General features: G+C 61.9%; 17 protein-coding genes. 7 read left to right on the forward strand and 10 right to left on the reverse strand.

The annotated features are described in order from the left end of the window. Positions 1-160 precede the first annotated feature (160 nt). The gene (locus F4Z81_14265) at positions 161-1,447 is read right to left on the reverse strand and encodes a tryptophan 7-halogenase (protein MXW06209.1); all 1,287 of its coding nucleotides are present in this window, start codon (positions 1,445-1,447) and stop codon (positions 161-163) included. 243 nt (positions 1,448-1,690) lie between these two features. Then, on the reverse strand, positions 1,691-2,911 hold the full coding sequence (locus F4Z81_14270; protein ID MXW06210.1) for a pyridoxal phosphate-dependent aminotransferase: 1,221 nt from the start codon (positions 2,909-2,911) through the stop codon (positions 1,691-1,693). A gap of 241 nt (positions 2,912-3,152) precedes the next feature. Between F4Z81_14270 and F4Z81_14275 the strand changes: the two genes are divergently transcribed. The 3 genes from F4Z81_14275 to F4Z81_14285 all read left to right on the forward strand — a co-directional run bounded on the left by F4Z81_14275 (position 3,153) and on the right by F4Z81_14285 (position 6,912). Beyond that, positions 3,153-5,273: a hypothetical protein gene (locus F4Z81_14275; GenBank protein MXW06211.1), complete on the forward strand. Its 2,121-nt coding sequence runs from the start codon at positions 3,153-3,155 to the stop codon at positions 5,271-5,273. 64 nt (positions 5,274-5,337) lie between these two features. After that, positions 5,338-6,459: a mandelate racemase/muconate lactonizing enzyme family protein gene (locus F4Z81_14280; protein ID MXW06212.1), complete on the forward strand. Its 1,122-nt coding sequence runs from the start codon at positions 5,338-5,340 to the stop codon at positions 6,457-6,459. Positions 6,460-6,528: 69 nt separating this feature from the next. Next, positions 6,529-6,912 (forward strand): DUF805 domain-containing protein, encoded by a 384-nt coding sequence (locus F4Z81_14285; protein MXW06213.1) that lies wholly within the window; start codon positions 6,529-6,531, stop codon positions 6,910-6,912. A 47-nt stretch (positions 6,913-6,959) separates the two neighbouring features. On the opposite strand, the gene F4Z81_14290 is transcribed toward F4Z81_14285, so the two are convergent. Next, the gene (locus F4Z81_14290) at positions 6,960-7,283 is read right to left on the reverse strand and encodes a TM2 domain-containing protein (GenBank protein ID MXW06214.1); all 324 of its coding nucleotides are present in this window, start codon (positions 7,281-7,283) and stop codon (positions 6,960-6,962) included. A gap of 221 nt (positions 7,284-7,504) precedes the next feature. Here F4Z81_14290 and F4Z81_14295 point away from each other — a divergent pair, with 221 nt between their 5' ends. From F4Z81_14295 to F4Z81_14305, 3 genes are all read left to right on the forward strand, one after another. Next, positions 7,505-8,503 carry a Gfo/Idh/MocA family oxidoreductase gene (locus F4Z81_14295; protein MXW06215.1) on the forward strand — a complete coding sequence of 333 codons (999 nt, stop codon included), beginning with the start codon at positions 7,505-7,507 and terminating at the stop codon, positions 8,501-8,503. 155 nt (positions 8,504-8,658) lie between these two features. Then, on the forward strand, positions 8,659-9,072 hold the full coding sequence (locus tag F4Z81_14300) for a DoxX family protein (protein MXW06216.1): 414 nt from the start codon (positions 8,659-8,661) through the stop codon (positions 9,070-9,072). 34 nt (positions 9,073-9,106) lie between these two features. Next, a complete protein-coding gene (locus F4Z81_14305) occupies positions 9,107-9,580 on the forward strand; it encodes a metallophosphoesterase family protein (GenBank protein ID MXW06217.1) in 474 nt (157 codons plus the stop codon). A 93-nt stretch (positions 9,581-9,673) separates the two neighbouring features. On the opposite strand, the gene F4Z81_14310 is transcribed toward F4Z81_14305, so the two are convergent. From F4Z81_14310 to F4Z81_14330, 5 genes are read right to left on the reverse strand one after another with little or no spacing between them, the layout of a single operon-like run. After that, positions 9,674-10,801 carry a hypothetical protein gene (locus F4Z81_14310; protein ID MXW06218.1) on the reverse strand — a complete coding sequence of 376 codons (1,128 nt, stop codon included), beginning with the start codon at positions 10,799-10,801 and terminating at the stop codon, positions 9,674-9,676. After that, on the reverse strand, positions 10,798-12,039 hold the full coding sequence (locus F4Z81_14315; GenBank protein ID MXW06219.1) for a hypothetical protein: 1,242 nt from the start codon (positions 12,037-12,039) through the stop codon (positions 10,798-10,800). The genes F4Z81_14310 and F4Z81_14315 overlap by 4 nt, the downstream gene beginning before the upstream one ends. Before the next feature lie 12 nt (positions 12,040-12,051). After that, entirely contained in the window at positions 12,052-13,053 is a 1,002-nt protein-coding gene (locus F4Z81_14320) for a hypothetical protein (protein ID MXW06220.1), read from the reverse strand. A gap of 36 nt (positions 13,054-13,089) precedes the next feature. After that, positions 13,090-14,553: a sulfatase-like hydrolase/transferase gene (locus F4Z81_14325; GenBank protein ID MXW06221.1), complete on the reverse strand. Its 1,464-nt coding sequence runs from the start codon at positions 14,551-14,553 to the stop codon at positions 13,090-13,092. 8 nt (positions 14,554-14,561) lie between these two features. Further along, a complete protein-coding gene (locus tag F4Z81_14330) occupies positions 14,562-15,392 on the reverse strand; it encodes a phytanoyl-CoA dioxygenase family protein (GenBank protein MXW06222.1) in 831 nt (276 codons plus the stop codon). Positions 15,393-15,524: 132 nt separating this feature from the next. Between F4Z81_14330 and F4Z81_14335 the strand changes: the two genes are divergently transcribed. Continuing rightward, the gene (locus F4Z81_14335) at positions 15,525-16,508 is read left to right on the forward strand and encodes an aldo/keto reductase (protein ID MXW06223.1); all 984 of its coding nucleotides are present in this window, start codon (positions 15,525-15,527) and stop codon (positions 16,506-16,508) included. On the opposite strand, the gene F4Z81_14340 is transcribed toward F4Z81_14335, so the two are convergent. Both F4Z81_14340 and F4Z81_14345 read right to left on the reverse strand, forming a co-directional pair. Then, the gene (locus F4Z81_14340; GenBank protein MXW06224.1) at positions 16,486-16,821 is read right to left on the reverse strand and encodes an MTH1187 family thiamine-binding protein; all 336 of its coding nucleotides are present in this window, start codon (positions 16,819-16,821) and stop codon (positions 16,486-16,488) included. The genes F4Z81_14335 and F4Z81_14340 overlap by 23 nt on opposite strands. Positions 16,822-16,854: 33 nt before the next feature. Beyond that, positions 16,855-17,961, reverse strand: coding sequence for an aminotransferase class V-fold PLP-dependent enzyme (locus F4Z81_14345; GenBank protein MXW06225.1), 1,107 nt, complete (start codon positions 17,959-17,961; stop codon positions 16,855-16,857). Between the last annotated feature and the right edge of the window lie 291 nt (positions 17,962-18,252).

Genomic DNA, 18,252 nt, shown 5'->3' on the forward strand with positions numbered 1-18,252 from the left:
GCGTTAAATGGTCTCCTCATGGCAGTCGAGCAGGTTGCGCACTTACGAAGCAGGATTGCACGCTCACGAAATGTAAATTCAACCAGTACGATGCATATATTATGAAGTGTTATATGTTTCAAATCAAGAAATGTTAAACTTCAGACGTCGCGGCGCGCCGTCACGCGGAGACGGTCCAACCCAGTCCCTGGGACACCTGGGCGTAGCTGGTGAGCGGTACCGCGCACATCCGGTGCCAGTCGGCTTTGTCGATGACCGGCCGGTTCAGCAGTTCCAGCATCCCGTCGAATTTGCCGAGTGCATTGCAATCTACCGCCTCGGGATGCATGGCCTTACGGTGCCCGGGCCAGGCTCGTTCCCGCGCGTAATGCCAGAATTCGCTGTCGTAAATCGAACCGCAGGCATAGTGCCAGCCGACGAACAGGCCATAGCGGAGCATGTTGTTGATGAGAAACCGATTAACCGCGGGCGCGTCGCGTTCGAGATGCGCCGCCGGCCGGTTGAGGCGTGTTTGGAGCACCATCCCGACCTGCAGTTGGGCGGATACGATCGCCGTCGCCTCGAGGGGCTCCATGAAGGCCGCCGCATTACCTATGCGGGCTACCGCGCCGTCGTAAATCCGGCGATGGACGAAGTTCGGAAACGGGATGACGGCCCGTTGCTCGAATTCGGCCACGCCGTCGTTCTCCAGAAATTCGTCAAAGTCCGATTCGACTTCCGCAGGGTCGGATACATCCCGGTTGAAGATGTACCCGTAAGAAGTGTGTACTGTCAGCGGAATGACGAATATCCACCCGTGCGGTCGGGCAACCGCCCGGGTGTAGGTGTGTTGCAGTACCGGTCCGTTCCGTCCATCGTCGATGACCGCCGGGCAGCGCCGGATGACGGCTGTATTGGTTGGGATGAAGGAAATGTCGATATGCTGTTCGGGGTGGAGTTTCTTTGGAAATCCGCGGGCGTCGAAGACCAGGTCGTAGCGTTCCGACTCCCGGCCCTCGAATTCCACCTGCGCGCCGTCCTCATCTTTGGTGATGTCGAGCACTTTCGCGTCAATGTGGTGTGCGCGCGTGCCTTCACGCAGCAGGTCCGCCATCAGGTCAGCGGACAGATGGTAGGCGTAGGACACTTGCTGTGGGGTGAAGTAGTGGGTGAAATCACGGTCGCGCCGGCCCCATCCCTCGAAGGCGACACCGTACTTGCGCGTGCCCTTCAAGCGTTGCTGGACGGTCTCATGGGGCAGCCCCGTCAGTTTCTGCAGTTCCTGCACCAGGCTCGGCCAGCTGCCTTCTCCCACCCCGATGACCGGAATGCGCGAGTCATAGATGTGGTGCAGCTCGTGGCCGCCGTCGGGGTGAAGACGCGTTACGCTGGCGGCCGCCAGGGATCCGGCGGTCCCCTGCCCGATAACGGCGATCTTCCGTAACGATTCCGCGCCCGGCTGGATCATCCCGCGTCCTTTCGCATGCTACTCCATCGCAACTGATTCGAAACAGAATAGTTGCTGAATCGTAACTAAGAAGATACAAAATGCCGGCGGGATGACAACAGTTGTATCAAACCGTTGCATCGCAAGAACATCGAAGGATTAATGGAGAGATCCGAAGGGCGCGATCAGATTACAGCTGGACGGTCGGGCACAGTTCGCATGTGGTGGTCGGGTGGATGGCAGGTGTAATGCTTCAGCAGGTTACTATCGTGGACCCACCCCATTCACCGCCGCCTCGATCCTTTCCAGCGCCTCGGCGAGGATCGACCGGGGGCAGGCGATGTTGATCCGTTCGAAGCCCTCGCCTTCCGGGCCGAAGATGTACCCTTCATCGAGAAAGACGCGGGCCTCCTCCATCATGAGGTGCTGAAGGGCGTCCTTGTCCAGGCCCAGGCTCGTGAAATCGACCCACACGAGATAGGTGCCCTCCGTTTCGATGACGGGTATGCCGGGTAACCGTTCCCTGAAGAAGGATTCGAGAAACCGGTAGTTTCCCTCCAGGTAGGCCAGCAGCTGCTCCAGCCATTCCTCGCCGTGATCGTAGGCGGCCTCGACGGCCGCGATGCCGAAGGGATTCAGCGTGAAGATGCCGGCGCTTCGGACGGTCTGCTGAAAGGCCTCCCGGAGTGCCGGGTCAGGGATCATCATGTTCGACGCCTGTAGCGCGGCGAGGTTGAAGGTCTTGCTGGGCGAAGTGCAGATGATCGACCGCGCCTCGTATTCCGCGCCCAGTGTGGCGTACGGCGTAAAGTCCCGGTTCCCCAGGATCAGGTCGCCGTGGATCTCGTCGGAAACGACCAGCACGTCGTTGTCCATGCAGATCCGGCCGAAGCGCCGCAACTCCTCCCGGGTCCAGATCCGGCCGACCGGGTTGTGGGGGTGGCAGAGGATGGCCATCCTGACCTCCGGGTCGGCGCATTTGGCTTCGAGATCGTCGAAATCCATGTAGTAGCGGCCGTCCCGGTATTGCAGCGGGTTCAACGCCGGCCGCGTCTGCAGGTTCTCGATGGCGTTGTAGAATGGATAGTACACCGGCGGTTGCACCAGCACCTTGTCGCCGGGCTTCGTGTAGGCGGAGACCAGCATGTGCAGGGCGGGTACGATGCCCGGGGTGAAGCAGATGGTGTCGGGATCGACGGACCAGTCATGGCGCCGCTTCATCCACCGCACCACGGAATCGTAGTAGGACGGCGGCGGGAAGGCGTATCCGTAGACGCCCATGTTCGCGATTTCGGTCACGGCGTCCACCACCGGCTGCGGGCACGGGAAGTCCATATCCGCCACCCACAGCGGAAGCACGGGCCGCTCGTGCCGGCTGGCGTCGGTCTCGTCCCAGGGGACAATGACTCCGTCCCGTTTGACGTAGTCCCACTTGTACGAATTGGTGCCGTTTCGATTGATGCGCTGGTCGAAATCATAGTTCATCGGGAAAGGCATCTCCATCGGTTCGGGGCGGTGCAAAGGCTGTACTAAGTCGTGTAGAAGGTGGCCGTACGGCGTCGTATGTTAACCGGTCGCGGTGGCGCTGTCAATTTGCATTTAACGGTTGCCATGCATGGCCTTAGACTGTACCATGTGGACTCGGCGGCCGCCTGTCCAATCCGCCGTCTTCACTGCCTTGAAAGCCGAATGAATACACGCAATCGCCGGGTTACTCCCCTTACGCATGCGCATTGTTGAACGGTTCAAGAACCTGACCGCCGGGGAAGCCGTGGTCATCGCCGGCGTGGGCCAGCGCGCGGGTGTTCCGGCGAAAGAGGCCGACGCCGGTTGGCCCATGGGCGTGGTGCGACGGCCCGACGGCGACCTGGTCGTGATCGACTACCAGTGGCACCGCATCTGGCGCATCGACCGCGAAGGGATCCTCCACGTTTTTGCCGGGGACGGCGTCGCGGGCGACTCGGGCGACGGCGGCCCGGCCGCCGAAGCGCGGTTCCGCCATCCCCATGACCTGTACCAGGACCGCCACGGCAACCTGTATCTCTCCGACCTGGGCAACCACACGATCCGCCGCATCGATTACGAGACCGGCATCATCTCCCGCGTCGCCGGCAACGGGGCGATTGGCCGGGGCGGCGACGGCGGCCCGGCGGTGGACGCGGAACTGGACTGCACCTGCGGCGTGGCCGTGGACCGGGACGGCAACGTATACCTGTCCAGCGAGTGGACGAACAATATCCGGCGTATCGACGCCCGGACCGGGATCGTCGAGACCGTCTTCGGCCATCACGCCCGGCACTATCCCTCCGAGCGGGGAGAAAGCCGGCCGTACGGGGGGCCCGGCCTGAGCCTGGGCGGGTACCATGGCGACGGCGGTCCGGCCCGCGACGCGGGGTTCTATCATCCGGAACATCTCGCCTTCGATTCCCGGGGTGACCTGTACGTGTGCGACAATTCCAACGACCGGGTGCGCAGGATCGACATGCGGTCGGGGATCATCGACACGGTCCTGGGCAACGGCCAGCGCGCGTCCAACGGTGACGGCGGTCCCGCCGCGGAGGCGAGCACGCTCATGCCGGACGCCATCTGCCTGGACGCACACGACAATCTCTATGTAGGGGAGAAGTACGGTTTCCGGGTGCGCAAGGTGGAGCGCGAGACGGGTATCGTGCGGACGCTGGCCGGCACCGGTGAGCCGGGATTCGGCGAGGAAGGACTGCACGGTTCCGTCACCCGGTGCAATTCCGTGGAAGCGGGGATCTACGCGGACCCGGACGGCACGGTGTTCTGGGGCGACTGCTCCGGCCGGCTGCGTCGCTGCGACGGCGCCACCGGCATCGTGACCACAGTCCTGGGCGGTACGGGCGTGCACGACGGCGAGGTCGCCACGGCAGGCTTCCTGAACGGGCCCGGCGGCCTGTCGGTCGGTCCCGACGGTACATTGGTCGTCGCGGACGTCTGGAACCAGCGCATCCGGGTCATCGACCCGGACACCGGGGTGATCCGGACGATCGCGGGCACCGGCGCGCGGGCCTACGGCGGCGACGGCGGTCCGGCCGTCGATGCCCATCTCGGCAATCCCCACGACGTGTCCGTGGACCGCACAGGCCGGGTGGTCATTGCCGATACCCGCCACGGCCATGTGCGGCGCGTGGACCGGGACGGCGTGATCAGCAACGTCGCGGGCGCGGCCTTCAAGTGGGACAAGGGAGACGGCGGTCCGGCCCTGAGCGCTTGTCTGATGCATGTTCTCGCGGTGACCCACGGCCCCGGCGACGACATTTACGTCGGCGATGCCGGCTGCGGACGCATCAGGAAAATCGACGCAGGAACCGGTATCATCACCACGGTGGCGGGCATCGGCCTGCAGGGGTATTCCGGTGACGGCGGCCCGGCGACCCGGGCGCGGATAGGTTCGCCCACGGCCCTCAGCGTCGATGGATCCGGACACCTGTACTTCGCCGATGACCGGTACCATGTAATCCGGCGGGTGGATGGGGATTCCGGGATCATTACCACCGTGGCGGGCACGGGAGACGAGGGCTTTTCGCCCGACGGGTCGCGGGCTTCGCAATCGGCGATTTCCTCGCCCCGTGGCCTGGCCCTGGACGGGCAAGGCCGGGTGTATTTTTCCGATTCGGGCAACAACCGTGTACGTCGCATCGCGGAAAACGGCGCGCTCGAGACCGTTATCGGCAGCGGTGAATACGGTGACTGCGACGGACCGGTGGCCGCGACAGATGCGCACTTGAACGAGCCTCATGGCCTTTGCTTTTATGGAGAGGATGTGCTCGTCGTCTGCGATCATGGCAACAACCGGTTGAAAGCCGTCCGGATAGGTGGTTGAGTGGGGATGCCGGTAGCGTGCCGGCCGTTGCGCATATTGAGCCCAGAATCAGACAGGAGAGGGAATGAAGATTACCGAGATCAAAACCGCCGATGTGCAGGTACCGTCCGGATACACGTACCACTACGTTCGCGTATATACCGACGAGGGCGTGTACGGTACGGGGGAAACCAGTCATGTCGACCCCGGCTGGCGGGACTCGACCCGCCACATGGCGAAGATGATCATCGGCATGGACCCCCGCGACGTGGACGCCTGCTTCGAACACATCCGCCGGAGGTACATTTTCATGGGCGGCGCTGGCGGCACCTCTATTTCGGCGTTGACCGGCATCGAGATCGCGCTCTGGGACCTCGCCGGCAAGGCCCAGGGCGTACCGGTATACCGCCTCCTGGGCGGCAAGTTCCGGGACCGGGTCAGGCTGTACGTGGACAGCGCGCACGCCGACTACAACGAACGCGCCGCCGAGGTGAAGGAACGGGGTTTCACGGCGATCAAGTTCGATCTCGACGATGCGGAGAACCCCCACAAGCTGGACCCCTGGAACTGGTCGGTCACGCCCGACGAGTTGAAGTCGCTCGTGGACCAGGCATTCGCGATCCGGGAGGGCATCGGTCCGTCCCTCGACCTGGCCATAGACCTCCATGGCCGTTACGACGCCACGGCCGGGATGAAAATGGCCCATGAATTCGAGCCACTTAACCTCCTGTGGCTCGAGGAACCGGTGCCTCCGGAAAATGTCGATGCGCTGGCCAAGATCACCCAGGCCACGGGAACGCCCATCTGCGTCGGTGAGAACCTCTATCTCCGCCATGGATTCAGGGACCTGCTACAGCAGCAGGCCGCCGACATCATCATGCCGGATATCTCGAAGTGCGGAGGCCTTTCGGAATGCAGGAAGATCGCGAACATGGCCGAGATGTACTACGTGCCCTTCGCCCCGCACAACAACTCCAGCGCACTGAGCACGGTCGGCGACGCCCATGTCTGCGCGAGCGTACCGAACTTCCTTGTGCTCGAGTTCCACCGTTTCGACGATCCGACGTGGGACGACGTGCTGGCGACGGAGGAGTCGGTCATCCAGGATGGACACGTGGTATTGACGGAAGCGCCCGGACTGGGCGTGGAACTGAACGAGGAGTTTCTCGCTTCGCAGATGTCGGAAGGGGAAGCTTTGTGGCAGTGAGACGGTCTTCCAGGGAAACCTGGTACAAAATACCGTTCTGATTATAGTTACACACGACAGGGAGGGAACATGCACTGGTACATCGACGTACTGAAGAAGTACGCGGTTTTCGAAGGCAGGGCGAGGAGGAAGGAATACTGGCTGTTCTTTCTTTTCTCTGTCGTCATAGTAACAATCCTCACGGTGATTGACGAGTTCATGGGTTTGAAATTCGAGTTGGGTGGAGAGAACCTTGGGTTCCTCAGTACCCTTTATTATCTGGGGATCGCCATACCCTATCTCGCGGTCATCGTACGACGCCTGCACGACACGGACAGAAGCGGCTGGTGGATCCTGATCAGCCTGATCCCGCTAATCGGTGGGATAATCTTGCTTGTCTTTACGATAATCGAAGGGACAAAGGGAGAAAACCGGTTCGGACCCGACCCCAAGGCGGAAACGGCCAGGTGGTAAGCGGCCGACGGGACCCGTTGAGGACGGTGTGGTTTTTGCCCTTCGTCTCAGGCTCTCGACTGGACAATGCTGTCCCGGACCTGACGCATGAGCTCGCTGTTATTGAGCCGGGCGGCATCCATGATCAGGAACCAGTCGATGATCGTCCAGATGAATAACCCGCCGAGGGTCAGCAGCTTGGCTATACCGAGGCCGATATCGCCAATGTAGAATCGGTCGACACCGAGCGAACCCCCAATGATACTGATCGCTAGGGCCGTTCGGGGGTCTTTTCGCCGGGCTGCGAACTGCACGTCGAACTGCAACTGTTCTCCGTTCGCCAGATCCTGTTTTGCCAGATTCGCTTCCCGCAATTCCTGTACGATGGACATTGCATGATCTCCCGTGGTTTGTAGTCCGGTGTCGCTGACGGTTCGTTCTACACCCGTTCCACGAACAGTTTGCATAAGGTCTTGAACACTTGACCATCGAGTAGTTATAGTACCTGTCATATATTGGACAAGCGAATTCGCATTTAAGTTTCCTTCTGTTTCGACGAAAGTGGTTCGAAAGCTCAAACGTAGATCCATAGGATCCCACGAAAGGACAGACCATGATCAGGGTGGGTTCGATCGGACTTGGCGGCATGGGGTCGCACCAGGCCAGGGCCTTTAACGGGGTTGAGGGTTGCAATCTGGTCGCGGGCGCCGACCCTTCCCCTGAGATGCGGGCGCGTTTTGCTGAGACCTACCCGGGCGCGAAGTTGTTTGATTCAACGGAGGCCATCGTCAACAGTGGTGAGGTGGACGCCGTCGTGATCGCCGTGCCGACCGGCTTGCATAGCGCCGCGGCAATGACCGCCCTCGATGCGGGCATCCCGGTGCTGGTGGAAAAGCCCATGGCGCGCACGGTGGAGGAATGCAATAGGCTCAACGAGGCGGCGGACCGCAACAACACCTTCATCATGGTCGCCCACTGCCGCCGTTTCGATCCCCACTGGAAGTCCTGGGGCGCGTACGTGGCCTCGGGAAAGCTGGGATCGCCCATCCTCTGGCGCAACGCCATGGCCGGGTTCGGCCCGGGACGCTGGTACATGGACCACGCCATGGGGGGCGGACCGCTGATGGACGGCGCCGTCCACAACTACGATTTCGCCAATTTCCTCTTCGGCGATCCCGATAGCGTCCTGTCCAGTTCGATCAATTTTGAACCCGAGTCATCCGCCCTGGACACCTGTTCCGCCATCGTGCGCTACAGGAACGGCAACCAGTTGCTCATGTCATGGAGCTGGGCGGCCCGGGGAAACGGGCTGCACGACATCATCGGGCCGAAAGGATTCATTCAGTTCGGCACCGGGGACCTGCCCGATCCAGATGACGCCGAACCTCACCAGTACTGCTGTTTCACGGACCGGGAAGGCGAACAGTCCCTGATCAAGGCGAAATCGGAACCCGACATGTACGCCTGCCAGGCGGAACACTTCCTGTCCTGCGTGCGCGGAGACGTCACCTGCCTGTCGCCGGGCACGGAGGCGATCAAGGCCATCGCTGTGGCGGATGCGATCCTGCAGGCCGGACCCGGAGGAGAGGCGCGGGAGGTGGTCTGGACGTGACGGTCCGGCCTGGCCCGGATAGCGCGTTCGCACCATCCCGCTCGAAGCTTAGTGTACTTGCTTGTTTTTCTTAATCGGTTCGACATGGATTCACCCATCCCACAAGGACAACAAAAATGAACAGACTGATGTGCTTCTTGACGAAGAATCTCGGCATGACCGACCTCGGCCTGCTCATCATCCGCATCGTGATCGGGTTCAGCATGGCGGCCTATCACGGATGGGGCAAGATTTCCAATCCCGGGCGGTGGGCTGCCATCGGCGGCAACATGGAGCTTGTCGGCATCAGCTTCCTCCCGGCGTTCTGGGGGTTCATGGCCGGGTTCGCGGAATTCTTCTGCTCGATCCTCGTGATGCTCGGCGTGTTCTTCCGGCCCGCGACGACGTTGCTCGCGCTCACCATGCTGATGGCCATGCTGCGTCATCTGTCGCTGCCGGCGGACGATCCGGCTTCGGGACTCAACGGCGCATCGCACGCCATGGAACTCTGCGCCGTTTACATCGCCCTCTGGTTTGCCGGTCCGGGCAAGTACAGCCTGATGCCGGGTAAGATGAAAGAGCAGTCCTAGCGGTCCGGTGGCATCGAAGCGGACGCGGAGGCGTATGGATCAGACCGTCGAGATTGGGGTGATTTCAGATACCCACGGCCTGTTGCGGCCGGAGGCCCTGAAAGCGCTGGACGGGGTGGAAAGGATCATTCACGGCGGGGACGTGGGCGGCGAAGGTATCCTGGACGACCTGTCGGCGATCGCACCGGTAACGGTAGTTCGGGGGAACACGGACTACCAGTCCTGGGCGGCACGCCTGCCGGTGACGGAATTGCTGGAGGTTGGGGGCCGGTCGATTTACGTGGTCCACGACATCGAAGACCTGAACGTGGACCCGGCCGCGGCTGGTATCGACGTAGTTGTTTACGGCCATTCCCACCGGCCGGTATGGGACCAGCGCGGCGATGGGGTGTGGCAGCTCAATCCCGGCTCCGCGGGACCCCGCCGTTTCAGCCTCCCCGTCACGGTTGCCCGTTTGCAGATATCTACAACGTCTATACATGGTGAGATCAAGTACCTGGAAGTGTAGTGCGTGGGTCGTCGTTTCTCGCAAAGGGCGACGACGGGGCGCAAGTGGCCGCGGGCGGTAGTGGACGGCGAGCGGTGGGCGGCGAATGCGAAATCAATACTCGGCCGCGGTCATGGCCTCGAAGCGCTCGGCGTCCCACTCCGCGCCCCAGCCCGGACCATCGGGTGGTACGATGTGGCCGTCCGCAACGAGCGGCTTGTTGACCATGCCCCAGGTGCCGGCCGTGTCTACGAACCCGTGGGCTCCCGTCTCGTAGAAACCCGTGTTGTCTATACAACAGCCGAGATGGGCGTGGACGAGCCCGAAGAGGCCGCCCTCGGCGTTCAACTCGATGTTGGTGTCGTACATCTCGGCGAAATGGGCCATCTTGAGCACCTGCGTGGTCCCGTGCCGCGCGTTGGCGCGCAGCAGGTCGGTCGCCCCTGAAATCAGCCGCTGGGTCGAAATGCCCAGGTCGTGCATCAGCGTCTCGTTCCCCATCACCGGTATGGTCAGCTCCCGGCACAGTTCACGGTACTGATGCTCCTTGTGTTCGTGCATCGGTTCTTCCAGCCAGACGAAATCAAGTTCCTCCATGACCCGTCCCACCTCGATGGCTTCCTGCAGCGTGTAGGAACAGACCGGGTCGTTCAGCAGCAGGTAGTCGGGACCGACGATCCTCCGGACTTCCCTGAAGATCGGGATGTCCGCCTTGCCGCCCTTGTAGGTGTGGAACTTGTAGGCGTTTACGCCGTATTCCCTGCCGTCTTCGATCATCTGCAGGTAGGTCCCGATATCGGAATCTCCTCCGGTCAGATACACCGGGAACCGGTCCCGGACCCGGCCGATCAGGGCGTAGACCGGCAGGCCCGCCTTCTTGCCCGCGATGTCCCACAGGCAATTGTCGAAGTCCCCGAACCAGCCGGGCTTCTGGTAGAGCCAACGCGTGCCCTTGTGGAGCAGCTGGAACAGTTCTTCGCGGTTCAGCGGGTTCTTGCCCATCACCTGCGTCCGCAGGATCTCCACCTGCTCCCGGTCCATCGTGGTCGTACACGTGCCCTCGATGCCCTCATCGGTCTCGACTCGGATGAAGTGCTGCCGCAGCTTTCCGGTTTTAGGATGGGATCTGCTGCCGTGAGTATACTGCGTGCGCCTCAGGCCGGGGACCTGCTTCAATACGTGATAGTACTGCGGCTGGTCGGGGTCTTCGAGGACGAACAACCTGATGCCGGTGATTTTCATGCGGATTTACGGGGTGCGGGAGGGGGCGCGGGTGTGGAATGATTCGCCGGTGCGGGTGCGGGTGATGATGCGCTCGCCGGGAGTTCGGCGATGAACTGGTATTCGGGTTCCACAGCCTGGCGGTCCATGATCTGGATGATCTGCTTCCAGGTTTCCCATAACCCGCTGGTGCAGTAAGGCATTTCGTGCTTGATGAGCCGGTGAAGCCTGCCCAGTTTGTAGCAGGGGACCGCGGCGTACATATGGTGCTCGGTATGGTAATTCATGTGCCAGTACAGGAACTGCAGGACGGGGTTGATATAGAAGGTCCTGCAGCACAGGCGGAAGTCGGGGATTTCATCCTGCAGGCCCACGTGCTGCGTCGCGTTGCACAGGAACTGCAGCCAGGCGCCGATCATCTTCGGGAAGGTGATGACCAGGAGCACTACCCACAGCCCGTAGACCAGCGAGACGCCGGCGATCAGCATGTGGCCGGTGAACATCACTCTTTCCCAGTTTGTATAGGCCCTGCGCCGCTCCGGGTCGCTTTCCGGAAAGAGCTCCTGCGACCACTTATCGTCCGGGATCTTGCCCGCGACGGCCGCCAGCCTGCCCTTCACCAGGTCGTAGGGATAACGATAGTTGACGATCGACCACTTCCACATGTTCCGCATGTCGAACTTCGCGGGAAGGACCACCTCCTGGTCGTCCGGATGGTGCAGCGTATACTTGTGGTGTTCGGTGTGGCTCGCCCAGAAGTGGTGGTGGTTGTGCCATCCCAGGAAGGAATACACGCGGAGGAAAAAGCGGTTCAGCCAGCGGGTCCTGAAGACGGAATCATGGACCAGTTCGTGAAATCCGTTGACCAGGAAATGCCAGAAATGGCCGTTGATGAATACCAGGAGTATCGTAACATACCACGGCCAGTAGAGGGAGGAGTAGACGGCGGCGCCGGCGCCGGCGGCCAGGACGGCGAGATAGCCCAGGGTCTGTACGAATCCCAGGAAATCGCTGCGCCGGTTGAGGCTGGCCAGTTGTTCCCGCGTGACCCGGCACCGGTACCACTTCACGCGCTTCTTCGGGGGCGGCGCGTTGTACTGCGGCCCCTTGGTCAGCACTTCCTCGTCGGAAAGCACGGTATGATCCGGACCGACGACTTCCGGTGAGTCGCCCGGTTCACGGGGATCTCTGGCAGTTTCGCTCACGATGTCATCCTGCCTGCAACATGTTGAAGGGAACGCGGTAAAAGTAAGGTCGATCTACCATGTTCGTCAAGCAGAATCTCCCTTGAGAAAACGGTCGAACCAGTCCACCATCCACTCGAAGTACTCGAACCGGAAGACGTGGTTGCCATCGGGCTGGTAGACGCGGAAGCGGTCACCGGCGCCGGCGTCGCGGTATACCGGCGCCACCGTGCGAATGAGCGCGTCGACTCCGGACTTCGGCATGTCCTCGTCCGACGTGGGCGCCACCATCATGTAGGGCCGGGGCGCGATGCAGTGCGCGACGATTTCGGGATGGTCGAAGTAGCGGAGCATGTGGGGCACGTAGAAGTAGGCGCTGTGGCGGTACAGGTCGCCTCCCCGTATGACGCTCTCCAACTGACCCACGCCGCCGCAGATGGGTACGCCGGCCGCCAGCCAGGGGGCGCAGGCCATGGCGTACCACGTCGCGTTCCCGCCCAGAGACATGCCCGTCAATCCCACCTTGTTGTGTCCGATCCGGTCCTGGACCTGGAGCACGCGGACGCCTCTTAGCGCTTCCTCCACGAGGAGTCCCATCTGCGAGATGCCGTAGGCGAGCATGTGCTTAAGCTCGATGTACCAGGATACCTCGTTCGTGCCCCGGCCGTGGCAGCCCTTGGGCGAGATGGCCAGCGTGACGTAGCCCCGCCGGGCCAGTTCCCGTGCCCATCCAAAGAGGGGCGGGTCGTTCGGATCGTCCTTGTAGAACCGTTCGAGGGCCATGCGCTCGGCCGATCCGCCCGTGCCCGGTACGCAGACAACGCCCGGCAGGTGTTCGGCCGGCTCGTCCAGCGGCTCGATCAGGATGGCCGGGACCGTCTCTGCGTGGGAATTGGCGTAGGAAAGGTCCGTGAGCCGTATGCCGTCTTCCACCCGGGAATGGCCCACGGTATAGTCGACCTGTTCCGGGATGTCCGCCATGCCGAAGAGTTCGAGCAGCTTCTCGCGGATCTTCCCGGGCGGAATCGAATCGGGATAGCGGGGTCGCAGCCCCTTGCGGTCATAGGTAGGTTCGAAAGGTTCTTCCATGCCGTATCTCAGCGTGGTTACAGCGGGGCATCATCCCTACACGGCGTAGGGCGGGAACTCGTGCGTGTGGCGCTGCGCGACTTCATTGCTTAAGTCCCCGTCGCGCATGAAGTCTTTCTCCCGGCCCTGGTCCACGATCAGGCCACGTAGCTGGTCTCGAAGAGCCCGGGCTTCGGGATGATCATTGCTGTACAGGTTCCGGCACTCGAGCGGGTCTTCCTGGAGATCGTAGTACTCGAACTGCCCGGTCCGGTAATGCCAGATGAACTTGTCCCCGTGGCCGACCAGGTAGTGGCCGAATTCGAGGTGTTCGGCGTGCAGTCGCTCCCGATCCAGCCGGTCCGCTTCGCCCCGCACGAGCGGCATGAGCGAACGGCCGTCCATGCGGCCGGGAGGAGGCAGGCCGCACACGTCGAGCAGCGTGGGCATCAGGTCGGCCAGGCCCACGGTGGTATCGGGGTGCCGGACGCCCGCGGGGAGGTCCATCTGTGCGGGGAAATTCAGGACGAAGGGCACGCGGATCGAACCCTCGTATCCGTACGACTTGGCCCAGTAATGATGGTCGCCCAACATGTCGCCGTGGTCGCCGACGAAGGCGAAGACGAGATTGCGCAGTTGGAGCATGCGCCACAGGTGATAGGTGAACCGCGTGATCTGGGTGTCCACGTGATCGATACAGCCGTAATAACCTGCCCGGGCCCGCCGGACGTTCTTGAGGGACAGGGGGAGATACTCGGCTTCCGGGAAGGGACCGTGGGCCTTGACGAAGGACATGCGTCCGCCCACGTACCCCGAAGGATCGCCGATGACCGGATCGGGCAGATCGGGGTCGTCGGCGTACCGCTCGTAGAAGAACGCGGGCGGGTCCCAGGGCGGATGGGGTTTGCTGAAGGACACGAACAGGAAGAAGGGCGTGTCCCGGCCGTGGTCCCGGACGTGCTCGTCCATGACGCGAATGGCCTGCGTCGCCGTCCAGGTGGTCACGTGGAGTTCCTCGGGAAAGACGCAGGGGCGGGACGTGTACCCGTTGTTGGTCACGCCCGCGTTGAACAGGCCGAAGTCGCCCCAGCCCTGTTCGGCAAGCCAGTCCAGGTAGTCGTCGCGGTATCCGGGAGACAGGTACCGGCCTTCCTCGTGGGCGATGATTCGGTCGAAGCCGTAGGGCTCGTCCTGGGGAAAGACATGTCTTTTCCCGATACAGTAGGTCTTGTAGCCACTGCGTTGGAATACCCGGCAGAGCGTGTCCGGCTCGTCCCACGCAGCCATGTCGTCGAAGCCGACCATGCCGTGGGTAACCGGCCACTGGCCGCTGAAGAGCGTCCGGCGGGCGCCCACGCAGGAGGGGACCTCCGAGACCGCGCGGGGGAAGTAGTGTCCTGTATGGGCGAGGGCGTCGATGCCGGGCGTGTGGACCACGGGGTGGCCCGCTATACCCAGGGTGTCGCCACGAAGCTGGTCGGCGCAGATGAGGACGACATTGGGGCGGCTGCTTCGTTTCATTAAATCCTCTAGGACGGCAGAACCTGCTGCCCGATGACGATGTGGTGGAACAGGGGCCTGGTGCGTTCGGGCAGTGCTTCGTATTGTTCCGGGGTCAGCGGCACGACGTCGTCCGGCCGGAATCCCCGGTTGGCCGCATCGCGTTCGAAGTCCGAAAGGCCGGGTATAATCGGATTCAGGTTGAACCACCACGCCGCGTAACGGGCGATGATCGCCATGCGGGTCTCGTCGCTGTGGTTATGTCCGTTGATATGCCAGGTTCGGCTGTCGAAGAGCAGCACGCTCCCCGGCCTCCCTTCGGCCTGAATTTCCGACGGGTGCGTCGTTCCCGGTGCCAGGCTGCTGTCGCCTGTTGGATTGTTGTCGGCTTTGTGGCTTCCAGGTACCAGTACCGTGCCGCCGTTCTCCCTGGTGAAGGGCGTGAGCATCCAGAGGCTGGTCAGCAGCAGCGGCGCATCGGGATAGGGTGCCGGAATACGATAGTCGTAGCTCTGCCCGAAAGGCCAGTCTGAGTGCAGGCCCCCGCCCGGATTTTCCGTACGGGGAAATCCGGGGTGGAGAATGACGCCCGTGGTCATGGATATGCGGACGTGCTTGCCGAAAAACGCTTCGGCGACCCCCATGATTCGATCGTCGGACAGATACGGGGCGATCGCCTGGTCGTAGGCGATGATCCCGCGAACGGCATGCCGGCCGTTTTCCAGGTCCTCGGGCCGGCCATCGGCCGTGGCGACCAGGCTGTCGCGGACCTTCACCACTTCGTTGGGGGGAATCACACCGTCTACGACGCACCAGCCCTCGATCCTGATCCGTTTTACTAGATCTTCGACGGTTGACATGCCCGTACCTTCCGCTTAGAGTTTATCCAGTGTATCGATGTTTTGACCGACGTGGTTTCTACCGCCGGGTTCGCGATGCAGGATCGATACGCAAAACCGGCTGTTTTGTAAAGTCGATTCTCGCCAAATATAATGCAGGCAGGAGTAGAGATGATTTCGTACCGCCCCCTCGGCCGAACTGGCTTGATCGTATCTACCCTGAGCATGGGATCCGGCGGCTACAACCGGCTGGGGCAGACCAGCGATCCTCCGCTGACCGAACCGGAGATGCACCGGCTCGTCCACGGGGTCCTGGACCTGGGCATCAATCTCTTCGATACGTCTCCGGGCTACCTTGAAGCGGAGGCGATCCTCGGGCGGGCCTTTCGCGGCACACCACGAGACCGGTACTACGTCGCCACACGGGTTGTGCTCTCACAGTTCGACGAGGCTAGCGGTCCGGTCCTGATGACACCGGAACAGATCACGGAATCCATTGAGACCAGCCTGCGCCGCCTGGGTGTCGACGAGATCGACGTAGCGCTGATCGCCGCAACCGAAAAGGCGGATTTCGATTACATGATCAACGAGCAGTTCCCCGTACTTGAACGACTTTGCCGACAGGGCAAGATCCGTTTCCTCGGATCCAGCGAAACCGCGTTGTCGGACGGCGCCCATGCCTGGTTGCAGGCCGCGGTGCCCACCGGTAAGCTGGATGTCATCATGATCGCCTACAGCATGCTCAACCAGTCGGCCCGCCATACGGTCTTTCCATATTGCACAGCGCACGATGTCGGCGTCATGAACATCTTCTCGGTGCGCAACATCTTCAAGGACCCGGACCGCCTTGCCGCCACGATCGAAGACCTGCAGGATCAGGAACTGCTGGACGAGTCCATCGATCCCCATTCCCCGTACGACTTCCTGCTCGAAGATCCCGATATCGCATCGCTGGTCGAAGCGGCCTACCGGTTCGTCGTCTACACCGAGGGCGTCACCACCGCTGTCTGCAGCGCGGTAACCCTGGACAAGATCGAACAGAACATCGAGAGCATCGCAAAGGGACCGCTTCCCGAAATGCACGTAAAGCGCATACAGCGGCTATTCGGCCACATCAGCGAACCGGTCGGGAACTAGCTGTCGACGTTTCGTCCCTCAATTTCCGTTCGACGCTCTCGATCTTCTCTTCCATGGTCTGCGCACGGTCGGTTCGCGTACCCAGGCGAATGGTCGTGGAAATCCGCGGAGCGCCCATTTCGTGCACGGTCTCGTGGCATTGCTTCACGGCCTCGAAAACCTCTTCCCACTCTCCTTCGATGTTGGTCCCGTAAGCGTGCATGAACGTCTTCAGCCCCGCTTTCTTCAGCACCCGTTCACAGGCCGTAACGTACGCTGAAACCGATACCCCGACCCCGATGGGCACCACGCACAGATCGACAATGACTTTCATGGCGTCCTCTCCCTGGTTCACTTCACCCTCGGTTCACTTCACCCGTGGTTCAAGGATCTCCCTGAGCCGTGCGGCCACCAGGACATCCTCGCCGGGCTCCATCATATAGGGCATGATGGACAGGCCGTCGCCCCCGCCCATCTCGACGCGAGGTTCGCCTTCGGACAACAGACGCACGACCTGGTCCGGATCGATGCCGATTTCCGAGGTCTCCCAGTTCATGTGCAAGACCGGTGCGACGTTGGACCGGCCCGGTTGCCGGATCGACGTCCGCATGGACGGAAGCGCTCCGACCGCATCGATCACGGTCTGGAGATATACCTCCCATTCCTTCCATTCCGCTTCGTGATCTCTTTGTACCCACTGCTCCACGGCGGCCAGCAGCCCCATGATCTCCTCTTTCCCCGCCTTCATTGGACGTGCGATGGAATGATGCGGGGCACCGTTCATGAAAGCCGCCCACAGCAGGTCGCGCCGGCCGAGGACCAGTCCGGAGGTCTGGGGCCCCCGGAGGCACTTCCCGCCGCTGTAGGCCACGGCGTCCACGCCGTCCGCCAGGTACGGATTGGGCACATCCGGACGTTCGGCGGCCGCGTCCACGAAGACGGGAATGCCCTGGCCATGGGCGATGTCGACGATCTCGGCCACGGTCATTACGCCGTCGCCCGCGCGGTCGCCGAACAGGGCGACCATGGCGGTGCGTTCGTTGAAGGCGGCCCGGAGACTATCCGGGTCGTCGTCCGTTTCGACGAGTGTGATTCCCACCATCCTGATCGCGTGGTCGTAGACATGGCGGTGGGTCCTGAGCGTGATGACCTCGTTCTTCATGCCCGTGGTGTCCGGCAACCGGGCGATCCGGTCAGGGTCCGTTCCGGCCACGCAGGCGGCGGTAACCTGGCAGAGCGCAGCCGCGCACCCGTTCGTCACGAGTCCGAATTCCGCTTGCATGACTTCGGCTATTCGCCGGCCGACGCCTTCCATGAGTTCTTCGATATGGACGTACTTCCTGGACGCTTCGGCCATGGCCCTGCGGACTTCAGGCAGCATGACCGACCCGCTGTACATGGTCAGCGTGCCCTTGCAGTTGATGAGGGGTCGGACGCTCACGCTTTCATAAGTGGGGTATTCCGGAGCAGGCATTGAGGAGTTCCTCGTAATGGTTCGGAGTTCCACTGCGGCCGTGATTCGCAGCGTGGCGCGCGTGGCGCCGGTGTCCTGCGCGCACTTCAGGTTCTGGATAATCTATCCTCAGCGCGTGCCATGTGTCTAACAGATAATCTTCGGGCGCGCTTAAATCCTTGCAATAGCCGGAAATTGTTGTAGAATCCAACTGTTTAAATGGTAAAAAAGCGGCCGAGTCTTGGCACTTGAAGACGTGATTTATAATGATGAAACCTGGAAACGATCTACAACTATCGGAAAGGATGGGTT

Source organism: Gemmatimonadota bacterium, from assembly GCA_009835325.1.
Classification (GTDB): Bacteria; JAAXHH01; JAAXHH01; order JAAXHH01; family JAAXHH01; genus JAAXHH01.

What these genes read in the sequence shown, in the direction of transcription:
- F4Z81_14265 (MXW06209.1), bottom strand. Translation starts at nt 1,447, where the DNA reads ATGATCCAGCCGGGCGCGGAATCGTTACGGAAGATCGCCGTTATCGGG.
- F4Z81_14270 (MXW06210.1), bottom strand. Translation starts at nt 2,911, where the DNA reads ATGAACTATGATTTCGACCAGCGCATCAATCGAAACGGCACCAATTCG.
- F4Z81_14275 (MXW06211.1), top strand. Translation starts at nt 3,153, where the DNA reads ATGCGCATTGTTGAACGGTTCAAGAACCTGACCGCCGGGGAAGCCGTG.
- F4Z81_14280 (MXW06212.1), top strand. Translation starts at nt 5,338, where the DNA reads ATGAAGATTACCGAGATCAAAACCGCCGATGTGCAGGTACCGTCCGGA.
- F4Z81_14285 (MXW06213.1), top strand. Translation starts at nt 6,529, where the DNA reads ATGCACTGGTACATCGACGTACTGAAGAAGTACGCGGTTTTCGAAGGC.
- F4Z81_14290 (MXW06214.1), bottom strand. Translation starts at nt 7,283, where the DNA reads ATGTCCATCGTACAGGAATTGCGGGAAGCGAATCTGGCAAAACAGGAT.
- F4Z81_14295 (MXW06215.1), top strand. Translation starts at nt 7,505, where the DNA reads ATGATCAGGGTGGGTTCGATCGGACTTGGCGGCATGGGGTCGCACCAG.
- F4Z81_14300 (MXW06216.1), top strand. Translation starts at nt 8,659, where the DNA reads ATGACCGACCTCGGCCTGCTCATCATCCGCATCGTGATCGGGTTCAGC.
- F4Z81_14305 (MXW06217.1), top strand. Translation starts at nt 9,107, where the DNA reads ATGGATCAGACCGTCGAGATTGGGGTGATTTCAGATACCCACGGCCTG.
- F4Z81_14310 (MXW06218.1), bottom strand. Translation starts at nt 10,801, where the DNA reads ATGAAAATCACCGGCATCAGGTTGTTCGTCCTCGAAGACCCCGACCAG.
- F4Z81_14320 (MXW06220.1), bottom strand. Translation starts at nt 13,053, where the DNA reads ATGGAAGAACCTTTCGAACCTACCTATGACCGCAAGGGGCTGCGACCC.
- F4Z81_14325 (MXW06221.1), bottom strand. Translation starts at nt 14,553, where the DNA reads ATGAAACGAAGCAGCCGCCCCAATGTCGTCCTCATCTGCGCCGACCAG.
- F4Z81_14330 (MXW06222.1), bottom strand. Translation starts at nt 15,392, where the DNA reads ATGTCAACCGTCGAAGATCTAGTAAAACGGATCAGGATCGAGGGCTGG.
- F4Z81_14335 (MXW06223.1), top strand. Translation starts at nt 15,525, where the DNA reads ATGCAGGCAGGAGTAGAGATGATTTCGTACCGCCCCCTCGGCCGAACT.
- F4Z81_14340 (MXW06224.1), bottom strand. Translation starts at nt 16,821, where the DNA reads ATGAAAGTCATTGTCGATCTGTGCGTGGTGCCCATCGGGGTCGGGGTA.
- F4Z81_14345 (MXW06225.1), bottom strand. Translation starts at nt 17,961, where the DNA reads ATGCCTGCTCCGGAATACCCCACTTATGAAAGCGTGAGCGTCCGACCC.